Annotated in this window: 3 protein-coding genes and 1 pseudogene; 3 read left to right on the forward strand and 1 reads right to left on the reverse strand. The window is 57.3% G+C overall.

All coding sequences use genetic code 11. The annotated features are described in order from the left end of the window. Both NW840_RS10335 and NW840_RS10340 read left to right on the forward strand, forming a co-directional pair. A pseudogene (locus tag NW840_RS10335) lies at window positions 1–209 on the forward strand (RNA-guided endonuclease TnpB family protein); the annotation flags it as partial. Continuing rightward, window positions 187–1812, forward strand: coding sequence for a phytoene desaturase family protein (locus tag NW840_RS10340; protein WP_414344094.1), 1626 nt, complete (start codon window positions 187–189; stop codon window positions 1810–1812). The pseudogene NW840_RS10335 and the gene NW840_RS10340, both read left to right, overlap by 23 nt. A 59-nt stretch (window positions 1813–1871) precedes the next feature. On the opposite strand, the gene NW840_RS10345 is transcribed toward NW840_RS10340, so the two are convergent. Then, entirely contained in the window at window positions 1872–3278 is a 1407-nt protein-coding gene (locus NW840_RS10345) for a hypothetical protein (RefSeq protein WP_414344096.1), read from the reverse strand. Between the two features lie 1066 nt (window positions 3279–4344). Here NW840_RS10345 and NW840_RS10350 point away from each other — a divergent pair. Next, a partial coding sequence (locus NW840_RS10350) for a hypothetical protein (RefSeq protein WP_414344098.1) occupies window positions 4345–4843 on the forward strand: 499 nt, incomplete at its 3' end.

A 4843-nucleotide genomic window follows, 5' to 3' on the forward strand; every position in this document is an offset into this window, starting at 1 on the left:
TGTTTAGATGCCCAAAGTGCAACCATAGGCTACCACGAGATTGGCAAGGCGCTCTGGGTGTTATGCTCAGAGCTTTGCGGGATACCGCCTTTCTGTTCGGACTCCGTCCCGCTAACGCGGTCGCGTCAGCGTCGCGTAGCGACAACGGAAACGGGCAGAATGCTATCGCTTCACCGTTGAGCAGTAATGCTCAGCAGTGTTCAGCGTAAATGTATCAGTATTGTGGGTGGAGAAGCGTTTGCAGAAGGATTGTTGATGAGCTACGACGCGGTGGTGATTGGGGCCGGCCACAACGGGCTGGTGAGCGCTTGCTATTTGGCCAAAGCGGGGCAAAAAGTGCTGGTGCTGGAGCGCTATCACACCGTTGGTGGTGCTGCCATTACGGAAGAAATTCACCCAGGCTTTCGCGTGTCGGTGGCTTCCTATTCCTGTAGTTTGCTGCGACCGGAGATCATTCGCGATCTGCGCCTGCCGGACTATGGCTTTGAGGTCTATGCCAAGCAACCTTCCTATTTCATGCCCTTCCCGGATGGGCAGCACCTCTTTCTGTATGCCGATAACCGGGCCAAGAGCAAGGCGGAAATTGCCAAGTTTTCCCGCAAAGATGCGGAAGCCTACGACCGCTGGGAGGAGTTTTGGGATCGGGTGAACGAGGTGGTGGAGCCAACCTTGATGCAGCCGCCGATTTCGCTGGGCCAACTGGCGGATCGCTTTGCAGCTGCTGGCTATGAAGACGATTTCCGCCGCATCATGCTCCTCTCGACCACTGATCTCCTGGATGAGTTCTTCGAGTCGGAGCAGGTCAAGGCGGCGATGGCTCCCCAATCTTTGATCGGCACCTCTGCCGGGCCGATGACTCCAGGTACGCCCTACATCTGGCTAGTCCATGCGGTAGGTCGGGCCATTGGCTCGCGTGGGGTCTGGGGCTATGTGCGCGGTGGGATGGGATCCATTACCCAAGCGATGGCCAAGGCAGCTCTGGACTTGGGGGTGGAGATCCGCACGTCTGCTCCAGTGGCGGAGATCTTGATGGAGAGTGGGCAGGCCGCTGGGGTTATCCTCGAATCGGGGGAAACCGTGCGGGCGCGGGCGGTTCTCTCCAATGCCCATCCCCAAATCACCTTTTTGCGACTCTGCTCCTCTTTGCCCTCAGACTTGCGTGACCGGCTAGAACGGCACTACCGCACCTCAGGCCCGGTGTACAAGCTCAACTTGGCCCTGGAGGAACTGCCCCGCTACACGGCGGCCCCTGCTGAAGTGCCCCCAGAAGTGGTCAGTTCCGCCACGGTAGACATTGCTCCCTCGGTGGCCTATCTGGAGCGGGCTTGGGATGACTGCAAATACGGGATCCCTTCCCGGGATCCGTTTATCGAGATCTACAGCCAATCCCCCACCGACCCGACAATGGCTCCCCCAGGCAAGCACATTCTCTCCTGCTTCTGCCAGTTTGTGCCTTACCAACCCAAAGGGCGAGATTGGAACGATGGCCTACGGGAGGAATTTGCCGATCGGGTGATCGACAAAATTGCCCAATTTGCCCCCAACATTAAAAACGCCGTGATCGCACGGCAGATGTTGTCGCCCGTGGATCTGGAGGCCCGCTTCGGCCTTGTGGGGGGCAGCATTTTTCACGGGGAAATGACGCCGGATCAAAGCTACAACCTGCGGCCCATCTCCGGCCTGGCCGACTATCGCTCCCCCATCCCCGGCCTTTACCTCTGCGGCTCAGGGGCGCACCCAGGAGGCGGAGTGACCGGGATCCCTGGCCACAACTGCGCGCAGGTGGTGCTCAGCGATCTACCCAAGCTCTGACCGACGAAAAGGCCAAGCCAGAGCGGATCCCTGCTCTGGGATCAAACGGGTTGCCTGGGTTACAGCCGCACCTGCGTGCCCTCAAAGAATCCACGAATAATGAGAATAACTCCCCCTGCATCAGGAGTACCCGTATTTCCGTCGCCAATTGGTGAGTTCGGGCCTATAACTTGGTTGTCAGTGGGGAACTCTTGCTCAATAAAGAATTGCCCAGAGATATTCGAGCCAGAGGTGGTTGGATCGAAAACCAAATTCAAGTTGCCTCGCAGCAGAGAACCGCCAATATCTGCCCTATTAAACGGCCCGGCCAGTTGTGCCCCAGCTAAGGTGCGGAAGACAAAATCTCCCGTGGTGGGGACAATGCCCTGAAGGATAACAGGACTGAGATTAGTTCCCTCCACAGGGGATCCAGGCAACGTACCTGTGGAGCGCTCGGTGCGCAAGGAGAAGAAGTAGTCAAACGCGGTAGGGGCACCGGGACGCTCAGGGACGGGCAACTGCGGGATCGGGGTGGGGAAAGGTCGCGGCGGCGGGCTAACCTGCACAAAGTTGAGAACTGTGCTGGTGTTGGCCGGATCAAACTCCGCTTGAACACGACCGTTCAACAGGCGGCGGATGCGAACCAACTGATTGGGCAAGATGTTGGGTCGAGTCGGATCCGGAGCAAACAGCACCGACTGCGTACCCACCTGGGCAGGACGATAGACAATCTCCGCCTGGTTGGGCCGGAAGTTCAGGCGGGCAAAGAGAGCCAAGGCGTCCTCGGGAGTGCCATCGCCCGCAACCCCCCGCTGCCGCACCACAAAGCTCGCGGAGAAACTGCCTGTTTGGAGAATAGCGACTACAGGACCTTGGGGTGGAGGAGGGTTGACAAAGGAGCCAGGCGCCAAAATCTCACCACCGGGGCCAGGGCCACCGTTTTCAAACAATACACCCACAGTGGGGACAATCAGGGAAGAATCTCCCTCCAGGACGACTTGATCACCATTTCTACTCACCAAAATGCGGCGCACGGTGAGCGTTAAAACAGTGCCGTCATCTCGGATAGCCCTGAAGGTGGTATTCACCCGAATGCGCTGGTCGTTGGGGAGGGTCGAAATTGCAACCAGCCCGGCGATATTGAATTGCGTAGATAGCCTGCCGTCGTTGGGTCCAAAGGCAGTGATATTCACCAGCGGTGTGGTTCGCCCAATTTGGATGGCCAGCGTGCTGGAGCGAAGGGTGGAGTCGATTGTCAGCTCACTGGCTGGGATCTCGTTCACGGGCAAGATGCGGGCTTCAACATTGGCGATGCGAGCTTCACCGCTTCCCTGCAAGGGGTTGGTACGCACAGGGATCCCATTGTCAAACCTCGGATTGACATAGTCCAAGCGGAGGCTGGTGGTCTCCAGCACCGAGCCGGGGGTAAAGCGATACTCTTGGGCCGAGACAAAGGCAGCCGGATCCACCTGGACGGGCCCAGGCAAGGTCGGAGACTCATTAACTTCTCCGCAGCCGCCTAGCAGCAAGACTCCACACAAAACCGCTAATGAGCGACCTTTGAAGTTCATAAGGCACTTCCTCACACACCCTAATCTGGGGAAATCCACACACAAAATGGAGGGAAAGGCACCCAACCCCAACGCTACAGGTAAGCTGGCCGCCCCTGCTCGAGGCTATGATACCCCATATCTAGGGGATGGGCCATTTCCGGAAAAATTTCTTGGATTTGCTCTGCCGGTCGCTTGACAACGCCCTGGAATGCAGTAGAACTAACAGCAGTCATCCCCCTTTCAAACGGGATACCTCGTAATCTTGCTTGTCAATGTACAGGGGTAAATTCAGTGGATCCCGGCTGGACGCTGTCGGAAAGATTTGCTGTGGTGTGAGTGAGTGGAGACTTCCCCAATGAAACGACGTTCTGGCTCAGCCCTTGGCGGCGGTGGCCTTTCCCTTCTGGTAACTTGGGCTTCGCTGGCCCTGGTCACTGGTTGTAGCAGCGAGACTACTGGTGGGCTGCCGCCCCTCTTGACTGCCGACGGAGCTACACCCCCTCCGGTGGCGGTTGCCCCTACCATTTCACCCAACCTCACGCCCATCACCTTTCGCCCCGGGCCGGACTTTGCCCCCATCACCCCGCCGCCAGTTCAACCCGATCTGCCGGATCCGCCTCAATTTGGGCCAGGGGGCGGCTTCAACGTCGACCAGCCGTTTGCATCGCTCTCTTACAGGGTGGATTTAACCAACCTAATTGTTCGAGGAGGGATAGCAAGCGTAGACATCCAGGTTCTGAACATCACTTGTGGAACGGATGTTACCAGCGTAATCCGGCCTGAGGCCCTGAGTCAGTTTAGGAACCTGCTGATTGGGAGAGGCAACACGTTCACTGACGCTAACGGCTTCAACTTTAGCTACACGTTTCCAACGGATCCTAGGTTTTTCGATGACTTGAGGATTTTTTCAAAGGGAAGTAGGAGGATCGAGAACCAAGAAATACTGACAGGAGATGACATTGTTTTTGTCCTAACTATTAGAGATGCTTTTGGACAAGTTTTGCGGGTTGATGACTCAATTTTCAATCCAGGGGAAACTCGAAACGAGGTGCGCGGCTTTGCCATTCCACCCTGTGGCAACCTTCCTCAGCCAACTCCCACTCCAACTCCTACTCCTCTGCCGCCCGTACCTACGCCTACTTCAGGCCCTACCCCTGTTCCGACGCCAATCCCTGTAGGGCCGTCGCCTCTGTTTACCCGCTTCCTACTACCTAATCCAGCCTCGGTCAACACGCCTGTTACTCTCACTTTTGTGGTCGATAACCGAGTGGCGGGGGCCATTCCCCTGAGTGGCCTGAACTTCCAGGCAGTCTTGCCAGAGGGGCTGGTCGTGGCCAATCCTCCCACACCTGCCGGCATTGCCAATCCAAATACCTGCGGGGGCACTTTGGGCGCAATACCGGGAACAAGGATCATCAACCTTTCGGGCGGAGTTCTGGCAGCAGGTGCTACTTGCGAGGTGAACGTCTCCATTCAAGCAACGGCTCCTGGGATCTACA

It is taken from the genome of Synechococcus sp. R5-13, assembly GCF_047462015.1.
Lineage (GTDB): Bacteria > Cyanobacteriota > Cyanobacteriia > Thermostichales > Thermostichaceae > Thermostichus.

What these genes read in the sequence shown, in the direction of transcription:
- NW840_RS10340 (WP_414344094.1), top strand. Translation starts at nt 187, where the DNA reads ATGCTCAGCAGTGTTCAGCGTAAATGTATCAGTATTGTGGGTGGAGAA.